Here is a 20,786-nt window from a genome sequence, read left to right on the forward strand (position 1 = left end):
CCCGGACGCGCTTTCCGCATACGAATTGTCCCGACGTAGAAACCGAGCATTGAAAGGGTTTGAATGGCAAGCACAACAGTTGCCCAACTGGCCGCAGAACTGAGCCGCAGCGCAGCTGCCCTGCTGGAACAATTGCAGGCAGCTGGGGTGGGCAAGGCGACGCCTGAAGACATCATCACCGAATCGGACAAGACCCGACTGCTGGATTACCTCAAGCGGTCGCACGGTCAGTCCGACGACGCGCGCAAGAAGATCACGCTGACCAAGCGCGAGACTTCCGAGATCCGTCAATCCGATTCCACCGGCAAGACCCGTACCGTGCAGGTCGAGGTGCGCAAGAAGCGCGTCCTGATCAAGCGCGACGAGGCCGAATCGCACGGTGACGGCGCCGACGCCCAGGAAGCGGCCGAGGCCGCCGCCGAGCAGGCCCGCCACGACGAGGAGCAGCGCCGCCAGGAAGCCGAAGCACTGGCCCGCCAGGAAGCCGAAGCCCAGGCCGCTCGCGAAGCCGCCGAGCGTGAGGAAGCCGAGCGCCGCGCCAAGCAGGAAGCACTGGAGGCCGAGCAACGCCGCCAGGCCGAGCTGCTGGCCCAGAAGGCCGAGGAAGAGGCTGCCGCCGCGCGCGCCGCGACCGATGCCGCGGAGGAAACCGCTCGCAAGAAGGCCGAGGACGACAAGACTCGCCTGTCTGCCGAGCGCGCCCAGGCGCAGAAGAATGCCGATGACGCGAAGGCTGCCGCCGACAAGGCGCGTGCCGAGCAGGACAGCGCGAAGGCTGCTGCCGACAAGGCACGTGCCGAGCAGGATGCTGCCGCGCGCCGTCGCCGTGAAGCTGCCGAGGCCGAGGCCCGCGCCATCCAGCAGATGCTGAATGCGCCGCCGCGCGTGCTGAAGGCACCGTCCGAACGCAAGGCCGAGGAAAAGAAGGCCGAGCAGACCGGTACGCTGCACAAGCCGGTGAAGCCGGCCGGCGCCACGACGGAAGCCAAGAAAGACGACAAGAAACCCGCCACTACCACGGCCGCCACGACCACGACGGCTACGGCCGACAAGAAGGGCGCCAAGGGTGCCAAGACCGGCTGGCAGGATGACAACCGTGGTGGCAAGAAGGGCGGCGGTCTGAAGACGCGCGGCGATTCGTCGGGCGGCACGGGTGGCTGGCGCAGTGGCCCGCGTGGCCGTGGCGGCAGGCAGCATGCCGACGACCGCAGCAACTTCCAGGCGCCGACCGAACCGGTGGTGCGTGAAGTACATGTGCCCGAAACCGTCTCGGTGGCCGATCTGGCCCACAAGATGGCCGTGAAGGCATCCGAGGTCATCAAGCAGATGATGAAGCTCGGCCAGATGGTGACGATCAACCAGGTGCTGGACCAGGAAACCGCCATGATTGTGGTGGAAGAAATGGGCCACAAGGCGTATGCCGCCAAGCTGGACGATCCGGAAGCGCTGCTGGTGGTGGGAGGCGAGGAACATACTGACGCCGAACTGCTGCCGCGTCCGCCGGTGGTGACCGTGATGGGTCACGTCGACCATGGCAAGACCTCGCTGCTGGATTACATCCGTCGCACCAAGGTGGCGGCGGGCGAAGCCGGTGGCATTACGCAGCACATCGGTGCGTACCATGTGGAAACCGACCGTGGCGTGATCACGTTCCTGGATACCCCGGGTCACGAGGCCTTTACGGCCATGCGTGCCCGTGGTGCCAAGGCAACCGACATCGTCATCCTGGTGGTGGCTGCAGACGACGGCGTGATGCCGCAGACCAAGGAAGCGATTGCGCACGCCAAGGCTGCCGGTGTGCCGATCGTGGTGGCGATCAACAAGATCGACAAGCCCGAAGGCAATCCGGACCGCGTCAAGCAGGAACTGGTGGCCGAGCAGGTGCTGCCGGAAGAGTACGGTGGCGATTCGCCGTTCGTGCCCGTTTCGGCCAAGACCGGTTTTGGTATCGACGATCTGCTCGAGCAAGTCTCGCTGCAGGCCGAAGTGCTGGAACTGAAGGCTCCGGTCGATGCACCGGCCAAGGGTCTGGTGGTGGAAGCCCAGCTCGACAAGGGCAAGGGCCCGATCGCCACGATCCTGGTGAGCAGCGGTACGCTCAAGCGCGGCGATGTCGTGCTGGCCGGTAGTGCCTATGGCCGCGTGCGCGCCATGCTGGACGAGAACGGCAAGCCGACGAAGGAAGCTGGTCCGTCGATCCCGGTGGAAATCCAGGGTCTGTCGGAAGTGCCGGCGGCGGGCGAGGAAGTGCTGGTGTTGCCGGACGAGCGCAAGGCGCGTGAAATCGCCTTGTTCCGCCAGGGCAAGTTCCGCGACGTGAAGCTGGCGAAGCAGCAGGCTGCCAAGCTGGAAACGATGCTCGAGCAGATGGCCGAAGGCGAAGTCCAGACGCTGCCGCTGATCGTGAAGGCCGACGTGCAGGGTTCGCAGGAAGCACTGGTGCAGTCGCTGCAGAAGCTGTCGACCGCCGAAGTGCGCGTGCAGATCGTGCATGGTGGCGTGGGTGGCATCTCGGAATCGGACGTCAACCTGGCCACGGCTTCGAAGGCCGTGATCATCGGCTTCAACGTGCGTGCCGACTCCGGTGCGCGCAAGCTGGCCGAGCACAATGGCATCGACATCCGCTACTACAACATCATTTACGATGCGGTAGACGAGATCAAGGCAGCCATGTCGGGCATGCTGGCGCCGGAAAAGCGCGAGACCACGATTGGCCAGGTGGAAGTCCGCCAGGTCTTCCGTGTGCCGAAGGTGGGTGCGGTGGCCGGTTGTATGGTTACCGACGGCCTCGTCAAGCGCTCGTCGATGGTGCGCGTGCTGCGCAACAACGTGGTGATCCACGACGGCGAACTGGACTCGCTCAAGCGATTCAAGGACGACGTCAAGGAAGTCAAGCAGGGCTTCGAGTGCGGTTTGTCGATCAAGAACTTCAACGACGTTCAGGAAGGCGACCAACTCGAGGTGTACGAAATCACCGAGGTGGCGCGTACGCTGTAAGGCGATACGCAGAAACGGCAGGCTCCGGCCTGCCGTTTTCACATCGGTCTACGATAGTTTTGAATGGCCAAGAAAGGCAATATCTCATCCCGCAATCTGCGCCTGTCCGACCAGATCCAGAAGGAACTGGCCGAGATGATCCAGCGTGAGATTCGCGAACCGCGCCTGGGGCTGGTGACGCTGCAGTCGGTGGCGCTTACGCCTGACTACGCGCACGCCAAGGTGTACTTCACCGTGCTGGGTGCCGAGCCCGAGGTGGCAGCCGCCATCCTCCGGGAGAAGGCTGGCTACCTGCATTCGCTGCTGTTCAAGCGCCTGCACATCCATACCGTGCCGACGCTGCATTTCCATCACGATACCTCGGTGGAACATGCGATCGAGATGTCGAAGCTGATCAACGAAGCGAATTCGACGCGCGCCAGGGACGACGAGTAAGTCTCCCGGCGTTTCTGCGCGCCGGCCTGATGCCGGCGCCGCATTTCTGACCCCCCGCAATGACCGATTCCCAAGCCAACCGTCCGCCCCGGCTGCCGCGCCGCGACGTGCATGGCGTGCTGCTGCTCGACAAGCCGCTGGGCCTGTCGTCCAACGATGCGCTCGTGCGCGCCAAGCGCCTGCTGCGCGCCAACAAGGCGGGCCATACCGGTACGCTGGATCCGCTGGCCACCGGCTTGCTGCCGCTGTGTTTTGGCGAGGCCACCAAGTTTTCGCAGGATCTGCTCGAGGCCGACAAGACCTACGAGGCCGTGGTGCGCCTGGGTGCCACCACTACCACTGGCGATGCGGAAGGCGAGGTGGTCGTCGAGCGCGCGGTGACTTGTGACCGCGCGGCGCTCGATGCCGCGCTCGTGCGGTTCACGGGCGAGATCGAGCAGGTGCCGCCGATGTATTCGGCACTGAAGAAAGACGGCAAGCCGCTATACGAGTATGCGCGTGCGGGGCAGACCGTGGAGCGCAAGGCGCGTCAGGTGACGATTCGTGCGATCACATTGCTCGACGCCGATCTGGAGCAACGCCGCTTTACGATGCGCGTGACCTGCAGCAAGGGTACGTATATCCGCACGCTGGCCGAAGATATCGGCGAAGCATTGGGTTGCGGCGCACACCTGACCGGCTTGCGCCGTACCGGCGTTGGCGACCTGACGCTCGATGGTGCCGTGACGCTGGAGCAGATCGATGCCCAGCCTGATGAAGCGCGGCCCGCATTGCTTGCACCGGTTGATGCGCTGCTACAGCGCTGCATGCCCGTGCATCTGGATGCGGCCGCGACAGCGCGCTTCCTGCAGGGACAGCGGATCGCGCGACGCGATCTGCCGGAAGGTCCGGTACCGGAAGAGGATGCGTTGGCACGTGTCTACAGCGACGGCCAGTTGCTGGGCGTGGCCCGGATGAAGGAAGGGGCCTTGCGGCCCGAACGACTCGTCAGGCTTTGAGGCGCTAGCCTGCTACAGGTTTGCTCCCCTCTCCCGCCATGCGGGAGAGGGGCCGGGGGAGAGGACAGGCCGATCAAACGCCGACCCCATACAAGAATCAATGCGCGCCAGCCGCATCAGCCCCGCCGCCGCCCTTGGCGCGCTTCGTCAGCCATACAAAGCCAATCAGCACGAAGAACAGCACGCCCGAGATCCAGAAGATATCGTTGGCGCCGAGCATCGAGGCCTGTAGCGAGATATTGCGCTCGATCAGCCCGATTGCCTGCATCTTCGACATGCCCATCTGCATCAGGTGATCCAGCTGGGCCTGATAGGTCGGGTTATACGGATTGATCTGTTCGACCAGTTGCGCATGATGCAGCGCCGAGCGGTTTTCCCAGATCGTGGTCGAGATCGATGCGCCGATCGCGCCAAACGTAATCCGCACAAAGTTCGACAGACCCGATGCGGCCGGAATCTTCTCGGGCGGCTGCCCCGACAGGATGATCGACGTCAGCGGAATGAAGAACATCGCCATGGCGGCGCCCTGGATCAGCGTGGGGATCACCAGTGCGCGTGTGTCGACGCCGGTGGTGAAGCCCGCGCGCATGAAGCTGACCGCGCCAAAGGTGATGAACGCGGTGGTGGCCACCCAGCGCGCGTCCACCTTGGGTAGCACGCGGCCGATGATCGGCGACAGGATGATCGCGAAGATACCCACCGGTGCGGTCACTAGTCCCGCGTCGGTTGCCGTGTAGCCAACGATGGTCTGCAGCCACAACGGCAGGATCACGAGATTGCCGAAGAACAGCCCGTAGGCCACCGAGATGGCCACCACCCCGGCCGCGAAATTGCGCCCCTTGAACAGGTTGATATCGACGATCGGGTGCTTCTCGTAGATCTCCCAGATCAGGAAGAACAGGAAGCCCACCACGGCGGTCACGGCCAGTGCGACGATCACGCCCGAGTGGAACCAGTCGAGTTCCTTGCCCTTGTCGAGCATCAACTGCATCGAGCCTACCCAGATCACCAGCAGCGCCAGGCCGATACGGTCGATCGGCAAGATCTTGGTCGGGGTTTCGCGGTCGCGGTAGATCGCCCAGGTAACGTAGGCGGTCAGGATACCGATGGGCACGTTGATGTAGAAGATCCACGGCCACGTCATGTTGTCCGAGATCCAGCCGCCGAGCAACGGTCCCATGATCGGCGCCACGAGCGTCGTCATGCCCCATAGCGCGAGCGCCATCGAACTCTTGGCCGGTGGATAGCTGGCCAGCAGCAATGCCTGCGACAGCGGAATCATGGGGCCGGCCACCGCGCCTTGCAGCACGCGCGCGGCCAGCAGCGTTTCCAGGTTCGGCGCCACGCCGCACAGCCAGGACGACACCACGAACAGCAGGATCGACAGGACGAACAGGCGCACCGCGCCAAAGCGCATGGTCAGCCAACCCGTCAGCGGTACCGAGATGGCATTGGCCACCGCGAACGACGTGATGACCCAGGTGCCCTGGTTCGGCGACACGCCGAGGTCGCCCGAGATGGCGGGGATCGACACGTTGGCAATCGACGAGTCGAGCACGTTCATGAACGTGGCCAGCGACAGCGCGATGGTGCCCAGTATCAGCTTGCCGCCCGAGAGCGGCGCATGCGCGGCCGGCCGCGCGGGCGCTGGCCGCGGGGCCGGTGCCGCGCCAGCGTCCGGCGTTGCGGTAGGGGAGTTTGCCATGGGCAATCAGCCAGTCGAAATCGAATGCCGCTCAGGTATTGGCGGGCTTGGGGGCGGCCGTGCGCGCGGAGCCGGTCGAGCCCGTCGCGCCGACACCGGACGGTGCCGCCACGCGGCCGCCATTGTTGACGGCGATGATGCGCGCAATCAGCGCATCGGCGTCCTGTGCCACCTTGTCGTAGACGTCGGTTTGCAGCGGCCTGGCCGGTGTGGCGCTCACCAGCGACGCGCCTTCTTCCTTGCGCACGTCGACACTGACGTTCATCGACAAGCCGACGCGCAGCGGATGATCCTTCAGTTGCTTCGCATCAAGCGCGATACGTACCGGCAGGCGCTGCACCACCTTGATCCAGTTGCCGGTGGCGTTCTGTGCGGGCAGCAGCGAGAACGCCGCGCCGGTGCCGGCCGAGAAGCCTTCCACATGGCCGGTGTACTTGACCTTCGAGCCATAGACATCGGCTTCGAGCTCCACCGGCTGGCCGATCCGCATATGCGTGATCTGGACTTCCTTGAAGTTGGCATCGACCCATACTTGGTCCAGCGGTACCACGGCCATCAGCGGTGTACCGGCCGCCACGCGCTGGCCTACCTGTACCGAGCGCTTGGCCACGTAGCCGGTCACCGGGGCCGGCATGGTCGAGCGTGCGAAGGCCAGGTAAGCCGAGCGCAGGCTGGCCGCGGCGCGTTGCACGTTCGGATGTTTCTCGACCGTGGTCTGGTCGGTCAGCACCTGGTTCGAGGCCAGTTGCTCCCTGGCGGCAACCAGTGCCGATTCGGCGGCCTTCAGTGCGGTTTGCGCGTGGGCGATTTCCTCGCTCGATACCGCGCCCGAACCGGCGATGGCCTGGCGGCGGCGCAGGTCGTCACGTGCCTTGGCCACGTCGGCGTCGCGCAGGGCCACGTTGGCGGCCAGCGAACCGTTGTTGACGTAGAGCGTGCGTACTTCGCGCACGGCCTGCGCGAGCTGGGCCTCGGCCTGTTCCATGGCAACCTGCGTATCGGCGCGGTCGAGCTGGATCAGCGGCTGGCCGGCGGTGACCAGTTGCGTATCGTCGGCGGCGATCGACACCACGGTGCCGCCCACCAGCGGAGTTACCTGGACTACATTGCCGGCCACATATGCGTCGTCGGTATTTTCGAAGTGGCGCGCATACAGGCCCCAGTAGAGGCCATAGCCGATGCCGGCCACCACGACCGCGGCGGTCAGTGCCACGAGCAGGCGCTTGCGCTTGCCGTTGTTGTCAGCCGCGGGGGCTGCTTGCTGGTTCGTGCTCATCTCGGATCTCGTACGTTTTTATCGTCGTGTCTTGCGTGTGCCCGGCGTGGCCGTATCAGCCCTGGGCGCCCTGGGCAGTGCCCGTGTTCTTGCCGCTTGCTTCGGGTTCCTGGTAGCCGCCACCAAGCGTCTTCATCAGCCCCATTTGCAGGTCCAGCCGGCGTGCCTGCAGGTCCGTGGCCAGGCGGCGCTGCTGCAGCACGTTGCTCTCGGCGTTAAGCACCGTCAGCTGCGTGCCCAGGCCGGCCTTGTAGCGCGTGGTCGACAGCGCGTAGGCATGCTCGGCCAGGTCCAGTGCCTCGCGCTGCGTCTGGATCTGCTGGTCGACGCTACGAATGCTGGTGACCGTATCGGCGGTCTCGCGCAGCGCATCGACCAGGGTCTGGTTGTAGCTGGCGGCGGCAACGTCGTACTGCGCGTACTTGCCCTTCAGGTTGGCACGCAGGCGACCGCCTTCGAAGATCGGCAGCTTCAGCGTGGGGCCGATGCCGTATGTGCGGCTGATGCCCATCAGCAGGTTCGCCGGGTCCAGCGAGGCCAGGCCCGCGAACGCGGTCAGCGTGACATCGGGCAGGAATTCCTTCTTGGCGACGCTGATGTCCTTCGATGCCGCTTCCACGCGCCAGCGCGCGGCCACGATATCGGGGCGGCGACCGATCAGGCCGATGGTCAGGTTGTCGGGCAGTTGCGGCGTGGCGTTGGCCAGCAGCGTGGGCTTGGTGATCTGCAAGCCGCGATCCGGACCCTTGCCCAGCAACGCGGCAATCTGGTTGCGCGCCAACGCGATTTCCTCGTCCACGCGTTGCAGGTCGGTTTGCGCGGCGGCCACCGTACCGCGCGCCTGCGTGGTTTCCACCTGCGTATCGAGACCCGCTGCCAGGCGCTGGCGCGACAGGTCGGTCAGGTCGCGGCGCTGGGCGATGGCCCGCTCGGCCACGTCGCGCTGGGCATAGAGTGCGGCCAGGCGGTTGTAGCTGCGGGCAATCGACGTGGTCAGCATCAGGCGTGCGGCCTGGCTCTCGGCTTCCATTGCGCGGTCGTCGGACAGGGCCGCCTCCAGCGCATCGCGATTCTTGCCCCAGAAGTCCAGGTCCCACGACAACCCCAGTTGCAGGCGCGACTGGTTCTGCCACGAGCCGGCCAGCGGGGTGCCTTCGAACAGGTCGGTCGACGAGAAACGCTGGCGGATGATGCTGCCTTCGAAGTCCACATTCGGATAGAGCGCGGCACGTGTGGCATCGGCCATCGCGCGCGACGCTTCGAGCCGCGCAAATGCGACCTGCAGGTTCGGATTGTCCTTGACGGCTTCGTCGGCCAGCGCGCGCAGTTGCGGGTCATGGAACTGGTCGACCCAGTCCTGCGACGGCCACTGGCCATGCTCGCTCGTAAAGGTCTGGGGCGAAGCCAGCGAACTGGCTTCGGTCATGGTTTGCGTGCTGTGCGAATTGCCCAGCGCCGCGCAGCCGGCGAGCACGGCCGCGGCCATGACCGTCAAGGCCAGGCTGCCAGCGCGCCGCAACTGGCCAGTATGACTGGCATGGCCGGCCTGGCGGGCGCGGCGGGCGGAAGAGGGATCGGTTGTCATGGGTGTGAACTGTGACGCGGTCTTGCGAAATCGGGAATGGCCTGGCTGACAGTTGGAATACTTGTTCAAGGTCAGCGCGCTATCCCGTGTTGCGGTCGAATGGGCAACCGGCATCGGCGGCGGCGCCGCTGCCGTTGTTGGCGATAATTCGCAACAGCATGCCGCGCAGCACCTCGACCTCTGCGTGGCTGAAACCTTCGAAATGGCGCCGCATGACGTTGCAGAACGCCGCCGGCAGCTTTTCCAGCATCACATCGCCTTCGGGCGTGATCGACAGGTCCACCACGCGGCGGTCGTCGTCTCGGCGGGTGCGGGCAATCAGTCCGCGCTTTTCCATGCGGCTCAGCAGGCGGGTGACCGAACCGGCGTCGGTATTCAGGTTGCGGGCCAGGTCCGTGACCGTGGTGGCCTCGCCCTTGGCCAGCATCATCAGGCAACTGGCCTGGGCATGCGTCATGTCCAGGTTGCTGACTTCCTGCTCCACGCCTTGCGACAACGTGTTCTTGGCGCGCGCGAGCAGATAGCCCACGCTCTTGCCAATTTCATAGTCGGCGGGGTCGAACAGGTCGATGGGGGATGCCTCAGGCATTCCGGGTGTCGTGGACGTCATCTCTTGTCACTGCAATCTTTGCTTGGGCAAATATAAGCATGTGATAAGTGATGAGCAAGGACGGAAATTTGTTATTGCGGAAAACGCAATGACGATCCTTGTTCTATGCTGAACAGCGACAGCGTGTTCTGCGCTGCAACATGCTAGAATGTCGGGTTAATTTTTCCGATAGCTCCGCTTCAGGGGACGCCGAATGACCCGCGCCATCCGTAATATCGCCATCATCGCTCACGTCGATCATGGCAAGACCACTCTGGTCGACCAACTCCTGCGCCAGGCAGGCACCTTCCGTGACAATCAGCAGATTGCTGAACGCGTGATGGACTCGAACGACCTGGAAAAGGAACGCGGGATCACGATCCTCGCGAAGAACTGTGCCGTCGAGTACAACGGCACGCACATCAACATCGTCGATACCCCGGGCCACGCCGACTTCGGCGGTGAAGTGGAGCGCGTGCTGTCGATGGTCGACGGCGTGCTGCTGCTGGTGGACGCCGTGGAAGGCCCGATGCCGCAAACGCGTTTCGTGACGCGCAAGGCGCTGGCCCTGGGCCTGAAGCCGATCGTCGTGATCAACAAGATCGACCGCCCGGGCGCCCGTCCGGACTGGGTGATCAACCAGACTTTCGACCTGTTCGACAAGCTCGGCGCCAATGACGAGCAGCTGGACTTCTCCGTGATCTACGCCTCGGGCCTGAATGGCTACGCCGGCCTGACCGAAGACGTGCGCGACGGCGACATGAAGCCGCTGTTCGAAACCGTGCTGGACAAGGTACCGGTGCGTAACGACGATCCGAACGGTCCGCTGCAGATGCAGATCATCTCGCTCGACTACTCGAGCTACGTCGGCAAGATCGGCGTGGGCCGCATCTCGCGTGGCCGCGCCAAGCCGCTGCAGGACGTGGTGGTCAAGTTCGGTCCGGAAGGCAACCCGATCAAGGGCCGTATCAACCAGGTGCTGAAGTTCAGCGGCCTCGAGCGCGAAATCGTGGCCGAAGCCGAAGCCGGCGACATCGTGCTGATCAACGGTATCGAGGAACTGGGCATTGGCTGCACCGTGTGCGCCCCGGATGCCCAGGACGCGCTGCCGATGCTGAAGGTGGACGAGCCCACGCTGACGATGAACTTCTGCGTCAACACGTCGCCGCTGGCCGGCCGTGAAGGCAAGTTCGTGACCAGCCGCCAGCTGCGCGAGCGCCTGGACCGCGAACTGAAGTCGAACGTGGCGCTGCGCGTTGCTGAAACCGGCGACGACACCATTTTCGAAGTCTCGGGCCGTGGCGAACTGCACCTGACGATTCTGCTGGAAAACATGCGCCGCGAAGGCTACGAGCTGGCCGTGTCGCGCCCGCGCGTGGTGTTCAAGGAAATCGACGGCGTCAAGAACGAGCCGTACGAACTGCTGACCGTGGACGTGGAAGACGGCCACCAGGGTGCAGTGATGGAAGAGCTGGGCCGCCGCAAGGGCGAACTGCTCGACATGGCCTCGGACGGCAAGGGTCGTACGCGTCTGGAATACCGCATTCCGGCACGTGGCCTGATCGGTTTCCAGGGCGAATTCCTGACGCTGACGCGTGGTACCGGCCTGATCAGCCATATCTTCGACGACTACGCGCCGGTGCGTGAAGGCGGCCTTGGCGATCGCCATAACGGCGTGCTGATCTCGCAGGACGACGGCGACGCCGTGGCCTACGCACTGTGGAAGCTGCAGGATCGCGGCCGCATGTTCGTGAAGCCGGGCGATGCGCTGTACGAAGGCATGATCATCGGTATCCACAGCCGTGACAACGACCTGGTCGTGAACCCGATCAAGGGCAAGCAGCTGACCAACGTGCGCGCGTCGGGTACCGACGAAGCGGTGCGACTGGTGCCGCCGATCCAGATGTCGCTTGAATACGCGGTGGAATTCATCGCCGACGACGAACTGGTGGAAATCACGCCGAAGAGCATTCGTCTGCGCAAGCGTCACCTGAAGGAGCACGAGCGCAAGCGTGCTTCGCGCGACGCGGTGTAAGCACCGAATCGCTCAAAAAACCGCGCCCTTGTGGCGCGGTTTTTTTTATTGTTGCTCCCCTCTCCCGCACGCGCGAGAGGGGCCGGGGGAGAGGGCCGGCGCATCAATCCCTATTGAGGCAGCTTTCTCACTCCGCCATTCCGGCGGCTTCCACAAATACCGCAAATCCCGCTCGCGCCACGCATCGCCAAACATGTCATGCCATTCGTGGAAGGTCAACGTGACGGGATTGTGCGTGCGGATCTGCCGCGTGATGCCATACAGCGGGGGCTCGTGTTCTGGCACGAACGTGCCGAACATGCGATCCCACACGGTCAGCACGCCCGCATAGTTGCGATCAATATATTGCGAATTCCGTGCGTGATGCACGCGATGGACACTCGGAGTGTTGACGAGCTTTTCCACCAAAGGCCAGCGTTGTCCAAGCCGCGTGTGCACAAAGAACTGGAAGGCCAGGTTCAGCCCCACGGCAAGGATTACCCAGTCCGGCGTAAAGCCGATCAACGCCAGCGGAATCCAGAATATCCACATGCCGGACAGCGGGTATGTCAGGCTCTGCCGGAAAGCGGTGGAGAAATTCATACCCTCCGACGAATGATGCGCAACGTGCGATGCCCACAGCCAGCGCACGCGATGGCTGGCGCGATGAAACCAGTAGTAGAGAAAATCCTGCAACAGCAGCAATAGCGCAAACGACCACCACGTTTCCGGCACCGCGCGCAGGCCATGCGCATAGCACCAGGTGTAGACCGTGCGGATCATCAGCCAGAGGAAGAAGGCATCCGACGCCTGATGCATCAGGGCGAGCGTGGCGTTCGACAACGTGTCGCGCCAGCTGTAGATGGTGCGGTCGCGTTTCGACCAGTACCAGGCCTCCCAGCCAATTGTCAGCAGGAATACCGGTGCAAAGGCCAGCAGGATCAGGCCGGGATCGAAATTTTCGCTGTTGGGGGTAGGACCGTGGCTTGTCATGGACGCAGTGTGCATGTTTCTCGCCAATATTGGCGCTTGCAACGTGTCGAGGATTTCCTCCATACGCTCGCAAACGTTAAAAGTGTTGCGGGTGGCGCATCCGGCTCGCCCAGCTCGCCCAGCGATCCCATCACGAAAATGCAAGTCAGAGTATCACTGGCGTGCAATCAAGTGCGCTGGCGCGCTGCCGTCAATGGAACGACGGCCATGGAGGAGTGGCCGTTTTTCACGTCACGGAGAGACTGCCCCCATGTTTCACAACACTACGATCGGAGCCCGTTTGTGGCTCCTCACGATTGTCACTAACTTGTTGCTGCTGATTGTTGGAGCGGTTGGCTGGATCGGCATGTCGCGCAGCAACGATGCAACGCGACAAATCTATCAGCAGCAATTGTCGGCGGCGAGCTATCTGGCTGAAGCTCGCTCGAACCAGTTGCTGGTGCGCGTGCTGCTGGACCAGGCCGCGTTTGCCACGGACCCTGCCGATGCCAAGGCTCGCGCCGCCACCGCGCAGGATTTTGCGCGGCTATCAGATGCCGCGTGGCAAGCGTACCTGGCCATCCCGCGTACGCCCGAGCAGGCCAGTGCCACGGACAATGTTTCCGAGAAACGCAAGGCGTTGTTCGGGCAGGGCGTGGCGCCCATGATCGCCGCGCTGCATGCCGGGGATCGCGAGGCAATGATGAAGGCCGTGATGGAGACGATTCCCAAGCTCGATATCGCGTTCACGGCGGTCAATACCGAACTGGCCCGTCTGCAGGTAGCCAGTGCGAAATCGGTGTACGAGACCTCGCAGCATCGCTACGACACGCTACTGACCCTTTCCATCGGTGTGCTGCTGCTCGGTTTGGGGTTCAGCACCGTGGTGGCGTGGCGCCTGCGCGCGTCAATCGTCAAGCCGCTCGATGTTGCGATTGCACGCTTTGCACGCATGGCCGACGGCGACCTTGGCGCGGCATCGGCGCGCGATGCAGGTGCTGCGGCGGACGAGCATTCGCGTAGTGAGACCACTCGCATGCTGGGCATGCTTGGACGCATGCAGGGTCGCCTCGCGGAGATGGTGGGCGAGGTGCGCGGCGGCGCGGATTCGATTGCGGCGGCCAGCCAGCAGATTGCCAGCGGCAACGCCAATCTGTCGCAGCGCACGGAGCAACAGGCCGCCTCGCTCGAGGAAACCGCATCGAGCATGGAAGAGCTGACCAGCACCGTGCGTCACAACGCGGACAGCGCGCGCGAGGCCAGCACGCTGGCCGTGGATGCGCGCAAGCTGGCCGAGCACGGCAGCCAGGCGGTGGCACGCGTGCAGACCACGATGCAGCAGATCGACACCGGTGCCAACAAGATCGTCGACATCATCGCGGTGATCGAGAAGATCGCGTTCCAGACCAATATCCTGGCGCTCAATGCCGCGGTCGAGGCGGCGCGCGCGGGCGAGCACGGTCGCGGCTTTGCAGTGGTGGCGGGCGATGTACGTGACCTGTCGCAGCGCTGCGCATCGGCATCGAAGGAGATCCGGACACTGATCAGCGCGTCGGTGTCCAATGTCCGCGAGGGGACGTCGCTGGTGGACGGCGCCGAGCGCGCGATGCAGGATATCGTCAACGCGGTGCACCGCGTGAGCGACATCATTGGCGGCATCAGCGCGGCCTCCGACGAGCAGTCGCGCGGCATCGAGCAGGTGAACGTGGCGGTGTCACACATGGACGGCATGACGCAGCAGAACGCGGCGCTGGTAGAGCAGGCCGCGGCTGCGGCGGGATCGATGGAAGACCAGGCGCAACGGCTCAAGGGCTTGATGGCGGCATTCCGTCTGGCATGAGGCGCGTATGAGGCGCGTATGAGACGCTTAAGCCGATTCTGAAAAAACGCGGTCACGGAATCCCGGCAAGGTAGCTGGCGTAAAATTGCCGGCTACAAGAACGGAGACGTAGACATGACGGAGTTTGTATCGACGGCGGTGCAGGGCGGCGTGGGCTGGCTGACACTGAACCGCCCGCAGGCATTGAATGCATTGTCGCTCGACATGATTCGCGCGATCACCGAAACGCTGCGGCGCTGGGAGCAGGATCCTGCCGTACATGCGGTGGTGGTGGCCGGTGCGGGCGGCAAGGCATTCTGTGCCGGCGGGGACATCCGCTGGTTCCACCAGGCGTACCACGCCAACGATCCGCTGCTCGACCAGTTTTTTGTCGAGGAGTATGCGCTCAACCATCTGATTCACCGCTACACCAAGCCGTATATCGCATTGATGGATGGCGTGGTGATGGGCGGCGGCATGGGCATCTCGCAGGGTGCGAAGCTGCGCATCGTCACCGATCGCACGAAGATGGCCATGCCGGAGACCAATATCGGCCTGTTCCCCGATGTCGGGGGCGGCTGGTTCCTGGCGCGCACGCCAGGCCACATCGGCGAGTATCTCGGCATGACCGGCGTGGTCATCCACGCTGCCGACGCATTGTTTGCGAAGCTCGCAGACGCCTACCTGCCAGCAAACGCCGTTGCCGAAATGGTCGCGTCGCTCCAGGCACAGGCTTTCGACAACGGTGCCGCGGTGCTGTCGCACATCGATACCTTTACGCGGCAGCATGCCGGCGCCTGCGTGCCGCACGACAGCCAGTTGGCCCGCAACGCGGACCTGATCGACGGCATCTTCGCGCGTGCCACCGTGCAGGAGATTCTGGCTGCGGTCAGCGATGGCGAAGGCGACTGGGCTGCGCAGACCGCGGCCACGTTGCGCAGCCGGTCACCGTTGATGCTGTGCGTCACGCTTGAGCAGATCCGGCGTGCCCGCACAATGTCGCTCGAAGACGAACTGCGCATGGAGCTGGACATGATGCATGACGTGTTCCGTCATGGCGACGGCATCGAGGGTATCCGCGCGCTGGTCATCGACAAGGACCATCAACCCACGTGGAACCCGGCACGGCTCGATGAAGTCACGCCCGGCCGCGTGCGCGCATTCTTCGACAGCAAGTGGCGCCGTGAGGAGCATCCGCTGGCCGGGTTGGGTCAGTAGCGTGCAAGCGGGCGCCGTGCAAGTCGAGTAGAGTGGCGGCTGGACTGGCCCTGCATTCTGGAGCGAGTGTCGGGCGGCCATCGCCATTCTCGAACCCGTGTGAACAGTGAAAGGAACCGTAATGAGCAATCCTCGTGATGTCGCCGTACTGGTGGGAAGCCTGCGCAAGGACTCCCTGAACCTGAAACTGGCCAAGGCCCTTGCCGCGCTCGCACCGCCGCAGATCAAGCTCGATATCGTCGAGATTCGCCAGCTGTCTCACTACAACCAGGACGACGACGCCAATCCGCCTGCGGAGTGGGTGGCATTTCGCGACCGCATTCGTCGCGCCGATGCGGTGTTGTTCGTCACCCCCGAATACAACCGCTCCGTGCCGGGCGTGCTCAAGAACGCGATCGACGTTGGTTCGCGGCCTTATGGCCAAAGCGCCTGGGATGGCAAGCCGGGCGGCGTGATCAGTGCCTCGCCGGGCAATATCGGCGGGTTTGGCGCGAACCACCATTTGCGCCAGTCGCTGGTGTTCCTGAATATCCCGGTACTGCAGCAGCCCGAGGCCTATCTCAGTGGGGTCGACAAGCTGTTCGACGAACAAGGTGCCATCGCCAATGAATCGACGCGCGGCTTCCTGAGCAAATACCTGACGACGTTCGCCGGCTGGATCGACAAGAACGCCGCAGGCTGATGCCAAGCTGAATTCAAACGGAGGTCAGTAGCGTCCTACAAGGCAACGCGGAACTGACCTGACACCGCCGCCGTACGCTCCTTTCTATAGTGGATTCATACCCACCACACACATAGACAAGGAGGAATACCATGCCCTATATCCTCGCGTGGCTGCTTGGCGTGCCGGCATTTGTACTGATCCTGATCTGGCTGTTCATGCATTGAGATGAATGTCCGGGTCGAAGTGAGCGGCGCCCTTCGGGGCGCCGTTTTCATTTCCGCGTCTTATCGGGACTAGGGTGCGTTGTGAAGACGCGATGTGGAGCGCGGGCGACTCGGGTTGATTCTGCTGGCGAGGGCTAACTCGCGTATACTTCCGGCTCTCTTCTGCCCGTGGACTGGTAAAAGCCGCGGGCGCACGCACATCGCCATACCCAATGAATGTAAATCCGCGCCGCATCTCGGTTGCCCCGATGATGGACTGGACCGACCGCCACTGCCGCATGTTCCATCGTGCGCTAAGCCAACACACGTGGCTCTACACCGAGATGGTGACCACCGGTGCGCTGCTGCATGGTGATGTAGCTCGGCACCTTGATTTCGATGCGGTGGAACAACCGGTGGCGCTGCAGCTTGGTGGTAGCGAACCGGCCGACCTGGCACAGGCGGCAAAACTTGGCGAGCAGTGGGGCTACAAGGAGATCAACCTGAACTGCGGTTGCCCTTCCGAGCGCGTGCAGCGCGGTGCATTTGGCGCGTGTCTGATGGCTGAGCCGCAATTGGTGGCGGACTGCGTAAAGGCGATGCGCGATGTGGTGTCGGTGCCGGTCACCGTCAAGCATCGGATCGGTATCGATACGGTCGAACATTATGGTTTCGTGCGCGATTTTGTCGGCACCATCGCTGACGCCGGATGCGAAACCTTTGTCGTGCATGCGCGCAATGCGATTCTCAAGGGCCTGAGTCCGAAGGAAAATCGCGAGATTCCGCCGTTGCGTTACGAGGTGGCGTATCAATTAAAACGGGAGTTTCCCAATCTGGAAATCCTGATTAATGGCGGCATTGTTTCGTACAGCGAAATCGAAGCGCATTTGCAGCACGTCGACGGCGTCATGATCGGGCGTCAGGCCTATCACGAGCCGTATTTTCTGGCGGAGATGGATGCGCGGTTTTATCACGGCACGGCGCCGAGTCCTTCGCGTGAAGACGTCGAACTGATCATGCAAAGCTATATCGGCAGCCACGTGGAAAAGGGTGGCTATATGGGGGCCGTCACCCGCCATATGCTGGGCCTGCACCGGGGTATCCATGGCGGCCGGGGCTGGCGCCGAGTGCTTTCGGATGCCCGCAGGATGCATGCAGCGCGCACGCGTGCGGAGGTCGATGCCCTGTTTGTGGAAGCCCGGTCCCATCTGAGGCCGGATCTTCTTGAGGCTGCTTGAGCGCTGACAGGGCGGGTGCGGGGGTGCTGCGGCGGTCGACGAGGGCTGAAGAAAGCCTCTAATTTCGAACGATCGTTCTATGCAGTCCCGCGCAAATGTATGCCCCAAGGGCGTTTGCGACAGTTGGGCATGCCGGAGACCCGCACCAGCAAAGGGATTCCCCTAATTCGCCGGTGGCATGCCATGTTCTTACACTGTGCCTGCCCTCGAATACAGGGCTTTCTTCAACTGATTATTCAGCCCGCCGTGTGCGGGCTTTTTTTTGTGCGTTTCGTCGTGGGTACGCCGACCGTGGGTTTGCCCGGATGGTGGACCACGACTTTGCGGACTACATTGATTCTGCCTTCAGGGCATTGAGATCGCTATATTTAAGAGTCCGCTACGGCGGGCTCTTTTTTTTGCGCGGATTTTGCACTCGGAACCGAGGTTCTGAGTGATATGTGACGAAGAAGTTCCGTGACCAAAAAAAGCAGGCGATGCTCGTCGGGAGTGATCGCCTGTCGGGAATGTCGAGGGGGGTCAATGTCCCTCTGGGAAAGAGTATCCAACAGCACCAACTGCAGAAAAACCCTGCCTTGGAGGGGCACAGACTCCTCTTTTTGGTGGATATGCCGATACTCAGTTCTGGTGGTGAATTCTGTGTCGCTTCTTCTGTCTCGATAACCGGACCCGATTGCTTGCGACGCGGGGAGGGGTAGGGGGCATGCTAGGATTCGCCCAACGTCGCAACCGACGACGTGTGGAACGTGAGTCGCGCATGGATGGTGAATCGGCGCGATTTCAGTGGGGAATAAAAGCAGGTGGGTTGGCCAAGCCCTGGCGCGGCACTGCAGTGATTGGTGCCGCCGCCAGCGATCGGAAGCAAGCCCTGAGGAACTGAAATGGAAACGGAACAACCATTCGGTGAAGTCTTCGAAGACTACCGGGTGATCTGGGTTGCGGAGCAATTGCAGGACGGCAAATGGACCGCGCGCTATTGCTGGCACGCGGGTACGTCGGTCGAAGCAGGCAAGGCGCTGCAACGCGATGTACTCAATGGCAAATCGAAACGCTTGCTTGGCCTGTTTCCAAGCGAGGCCGATACGATTGATGCAATCAAGAATGCTGTGCTGCTGGAAGCGAAGTGGGTTGGAAGCCGATGAAGTCTGTCAGGCTTCCTTGAATTTTTTTGTGCGGGATACTAGCCATCCATCAGGAATCCTTGTATAGTCTTGTTCTTCGCTGATCGACGCATCGGTTGGCGAAACATCACTACGGTGGCTGTAGCTCAGTTGGTAGAGTCCAGGATTGTGATTCCTGTTGTCGCGGGTTCGAGTCCCGTCAGCCACCCCAAAGTATTCCCAGAAAAGCCGCTTATCCAAGCGGCTTTTTTGCTTTCCGCACTCACCGTTTATCTCCTCCACCAACGTCTGACTTCTCAAGGTACGGGTCCGCGCCTCAGTCGCCGACGGCGATCCTTGCCGAATGACTATGCTGTACTCATTGCCATTGAGCGCTTCGGTGGGGGTGAGTCATGACGCTGCGGTTCCATGATCTTTCACGGCAGGAGCAGGACGAGGTGGCAACCGCTTGCGGCAAGCATGGGTTTGTTCCCGACGACTTCGAGTTTGTGATCGAGGTCGAGAGGGGTGGCGAGGGGCGCAAGTCGATTGCGGTGGAGCGCCTGGTTGGTGGTCAGTTCCAGAAATACCAGGCAGCTAACGGTGTCGCGTGGATGGTGCCGTTCGAAGCCGACCTGGCTGCGGACTGGTTTGGATTTCCGCTGGCCGACTGACATCGCAAGTTGCGTTTGGCGCAGGGCAAAAAAAACCGGACCTCGGCGGGGCCGTCAAGGTCCGGGTCTGCGCATGACGCCAATGCGCCAGTGTTTCATTGCGCGCTAGTGAGTTTAATCAGTCTTTCAACAGATTTAAACGTGCTCTTAATTACACGTTGTGAGCATGCGACTCCACTTTTTACAATCGCTCAAGGGTTAGCGACTTGCTGCCGTTAAGCGCGGCCCGCAATGCTGATAGAGGGTTGGGAAAACGCGTCGAGCTCGAGTTCAGGCGTGCAGTTTCGAGGTCGGTTCGTCGAGTTCCAGCATGCGGCAGATTGCGGCCATGTTGCCGACCATCGTGCGGCGCTGGGCACCCTGGTAGACGCGAACGCCCTTGATTTGTCGGAACGGTACCGGCTTGACCGGGCGGCGGGGGGCGATGGAGTTGGATGGCAGCATGGCAGCACCTCGTAATTTGCGTTCAGCAGAAGTCCGCGCCCGCCGTCCAGGGAGGACGGGGCGGCATGGGCAAAGCAAAGCGGGTGACCAGGGCAGACGGCCGTGCTGCCGGGTCGCGGGGACTAGAGGTCAGAGACTTTGTGCGACTTCTCGCGACTCCGCGTGGAGTCTCTTCCCCCGGTTTAAAAACCTGATGATCGGATCAGGCCTACAGCGATACCTTCGAGCGAAAACTCATCGCGACCGGATTGCAGCACGATGTTCTGGAAATCGGGGTTTTCGGCGATCAGTTCAATCGTGTCGCCGCGTTTCTTCAGGCGCTTCACGGTGACATCCTCGCCGAGGCGGGCCACGACGATCTTGCCGTTAGCGGCCTCGCTGGCCTTCTTCACGGCCAGCAGGTCGCCGTCGAGAATGCCCGCGTCACGCATGCTCAGGCCGCGTACGCGCAACAGGTAGTCGGGGCGCTCGTCGAAGACCGAGGCATCCACGTGGTATTGGCGATCGATATGTTCCGCGGCAAGGATCGGGCTACCAGCTGCGACGCGGCCGACCAGCGGCAACGTCAATTGCAGCACGCCAGCCATCGGCAGCGAGAATTGGTCTTCGCGCTCCGAGTCGCTGCGCGAAACCTTCAGCCGGATGCCGCGCGATGCGCCTGGCGTCAGTTCGATCACGCCCTTGCGAGCCAGCGCACGCAGATGTTCTTCGGCGGAATTGGGCGAGGAGAAGCCGAATTCGGCAGCGATCTCTGCGCGGGTCGGCGGAAAGCCGGTATTTCGGATCGCATTGCGGATCAGATCGAAGATCTGCTGCTGCCGGGGTGTCAGGGTCGCCATGGTTCGCCGGTCTCAG

General features: G+C 62.8%; 17 protein-coding genes and 1 tRNA gene. 11 read left to right on the forward strand and 7 right to left on the reverse strand.

Translation table 11 applies throughout. The features are described 5' to 3' along the window. The first annotated feature begins 63 nt into the window (after positions 1-63). The 3 genes from infB (at position 64) to truB (ending at position 4,430) form a co-directional block, all read left to right on the forward strand. Entirely contained in the window at positions 64-2,997 is a 2,934-nt protein-coding gene (gene infB, locus ACO550_RS28050; protein ID WP_315595469.1) for a translation initiation factor IF-2, read from the forward strand. 63 nt (positions 2,998-3,060) lie between these two features. Continuing rightward, complete coding sequence (rbfA, locus tag ACO550_RS28055; protein ID WP_315595470.1) at positions 3,061-3,432, forward strand: 30S ribosome-binding factor RbfA; 372 nt, start codon at positions 3,061-3,063, stop codon at positions 3,430-3,432. Positions 3,433-3,491: 59 nt separating this feature from the next. Further along, the gene (gene truB, locus ACO550_RS28060; RefSeq protein WP_315595471.1) at positions 3,492-4,430 is read left to right on the forward strand and encodes a tRNA pseudouridine(55) synthase TruB; all 939 of its coding nucleotides are present in this window, start codon (positions 3,492-3,494) and stop codon (positions 4,428-4,430) included. A gap of 97 nt (positions 4,431-4,527) precedes the next feature. On the opposite strand, the gene ACO550_RS28065 is transcribed toward truB, so the two are convergent. The 4 genes from ACO550_RS28065 to ACO550_RS28080 all read right to left on the reverse strand — a co-directional run bounded on the left by ACO550_RS28065 (position 4,528) and on the right by ACO550_RS28080 (position 9,606). Then, positions 4,528-6,135, reverse strand: coding sequence for a DHA2 family efflux MFS transporter permease subunit (locus tag ACO550_RS28065; protein ID WP_315595472.1), 1,608 nt, complete (start codon positions 6,133-6,135; stop codon positions 4,528-4,530). A gap of 31 nt (positions 6,136-6,166) precedes the next feature. Continuing rightward, positions 6,167-7,411, reverse strand: a complete 1,245-nt coding sequence (locus tag ACO550_RS28070; protein ID WP_315595473.1) for an HlyD family secretion protein — start codon at positions 7,409-7,411, stop codon at positions 6,167-6,169. Positions 7,412-7,466: 55 nt separating this feature from the next. Continuing rightward, complete coding sequence (locus ACO550_RS28075; protein ID WP_315595474.1) at positions 7,467-8,996, reverse strand: efflux transporter outer membrane subunit; 1,530 nt, start codon at positions 8,994-8,996, stop codon at positions 7,467-7,469. A 79-nt stretch (positions 8,997-9,075) separates the two neighbouring features. Further along, positions 9,076-9,606, reverse strand: coding sequence for a MarR family winged helix-turn-helix transcriptional regulator (locus ACO550_RS28080; protein WP_485995035.1), 531 nt, complete (start codon positions 9,604-9,606; stop codon positions 9,076-9,078). Between the two features lie 193 nt (positions 9,607-9,799). Here ACO550_RS28080 and typA point away from each other — a divergent pair, with 193 nt between their 5' ends. Then, positions 9,800-11,620, forward strand: a complete 1,821-nt coding sequence (gene typA / locus ACO550_RS28085; RefSeq protein WP_315595476.1) for a translational GTPase TypA — start codon at positions 9,800-9,802, stop codon at positions 11,618-11,620. 45 nt (positions 11,621-11,665) lie between these two features. On the opposite strand, the gene ACO550_RS28090 is transcribed toward typA, so the two are convergent. Further along, entirely contained in the window at positions 11,666-12,592 is a 927-nt protein-coding gene (locus ACO550_RS28090) for a sterol desaturase family protein (RefSeq protein ID WP_485995036.1), read from the reverse strand. A 250-nt stretch (positions 12,593-12,842) separates the two neighbouring features. On the opposite strand from ACO550_RS28090, the gene ACO550_RS28095 reads away from it, so the two are divergent. The 7 genes from ACO550_RS28095 (at position 12,843) to ACO550_RS28125 (ending at position 19,487) form a co-directional block, all read left to right on the forward strand. Continuing rightward, on the forward strand, positions 12,843-14,411 hold the full coding sequence (locus tag ACO550_RS28095) for a methyl-accepting chemotaxis protein (RefSeq protein ID WP_315595478.1): 1,569 nt from the start codon (positions 12,843-12,845) through the stop codon (positions 14,409-14,411). 114 nt (positions 14,412-14,525) lie between these two features. Then, positions 14,526-15,608: a 3-hydroxyisobutyryl-CoA hydrolase gene (locus tag ACO550_RS28100; protein ID WP_315595479.1), complete on the forward strand. Its 1,083-nt coding sequence runs from the start codon at positions 14,526-14,528 to the stop codon at positions 15,606-15,608. Between the two features lie 121 nt (positions 15,609-15,729). After that, positions 15,730-16,290: an NAD(P)H-dependent oxidoreductase gene (locus tag ACO550_RS28105; RefSeq protein ID WP_315595480.1), complete on the forward strand. Its 561-nt coding sequence runs from the start codon at positions 15,730-15,732 to the stop codon at positions 16,288-16,290. Between the two features lie 418 nt (positions 16,291-16,708). After that, positions 16,709-17,713: a tRNA dihydrouridine(20/20a) synthase DusA gene (dusA, locus tag ACO550_RS28110; protein ID WP_315595481.1), complete on the forward strand. Its 1,005-nt coding sequence runs from the start codon at positions 16,709-16,711 to the stop codon at positions 17,711-17,713. A gap of 881 nt (positions 17,714-18,594) precedes the next feature. Next, positions 18,595-18,855, forward strand: a complete 261-nt coding sequence (locus ACO550_RS28115; RefSeq protein ID WP_315595482.1) for a hypothetical protein — start codon at positions 18,595-18,597, stop codon at positions 18,853-18,855. A gap of 114 nt (positions 18,856-18,969) precedes the next feature. Further along, positions 18,970-19,045: transfer RNA gene (locus ACO550_RS28120), tRNA-His, on the forward strand. A gap of 181 nt (positions 19,046-19,226) precedes the next feature. Beyond that, a complete protein-coding gene (locus tag ACO550_RS28125) occupies positions 19,227-19,487 on the forward strand; it encodes a hypothetical protein (RefSeq protein WP_315595483.1) in 261 nt (86 codons plus the stop codon). Positions 19,488-19,757: 270 nt separating this feature from the next. On the opposite strand, the gene ACO550_RS28130 is transcribed toward ACO550_RS28125, so the two are convergent. Further along, positions 19,758-19,931, reverse strand: coding sequence for a hypothetical protein (locus ACO550_RS28130; RefSeq protein ID WP_315595484.1), 174 nt, complete (start codon positions 19,929-19,931; stop codon positions 19,758-19,760). A 182-nt stretch (positions 19,932-20,113) separates the two neighbouring features. After that, positions 20,114-20,770, reverse strand: coding sequence for a transcriptional repressor LexA (lexA, locus tag ACO550_RS28135; RefSeq protein WP_315595485.1), 657 nt, complete (start codon positions 20,768-20,770; stop codon positions 20,114-20,116). Between the last annotated feature and the right edge of the window lie 16 nt (positions 20,771-20,786).

Source organism: Cupriavidus sp. (assembly GCF_057315035.1).